At 31.9% G+C, this 376-nt stretch carries 1 protein-coding gene; it reads right to left on the reverse strand.

Annotated features, from left to right (window positions below; translation table 11 throughout):
• Window positions 1-101 precede the first annotated feature (101 nt).
• Window positions 102-376 (reverse strand): IS1 family transposase (locus K941_RS16980; RefSeq protein ID WP_167539618.1); only part of this gene is annotated, 275 nt, incomplete at its 5' end.

The raw sequence follows: 376 nt of genomic DNA on the forward strand, positions 1-376 counted from the left end.
AGGTCTAACGACCTTTTAAATTTCTACTGTTTGTAGATATTCTATTGCCAAAGCCGACATGAGAAACGTCTAACGACCTTTTAAATTTCGGCATTGTTAAACTAAAATACATAATTCAAAGTTCCATTCCACTTAGCAAACAGTAAGTTCAAAGTGTTTTCTATCATTTTCTCGGATTTAGAGTAACATTTTGATTTTCTTCTAAATCTTGCTGTGAAATGCCTAATGAGACTATTATAGCCCTCTATGGTAAAAGTTTGAGCTTTGCTTGTCATATGTTTTGATTTTGGAATGACTTCAAGGTAAGATTTCCAGTAGTCACTACAAAACAGTTGAATGTTATGGATATTCAATTGATTGTAAAGTTGTTTAAAGG

It is taken from the genome of Moraxella caprae DSM 19149 (genome assembly GCF_000426885.1).
GTDB classification, from domain to species: Bacteria; Pseudomonadota; Gammaproteobacteria; order Pseudomonadales; family Moraxellaceae; genus Moraxella; species Moraxella caprae.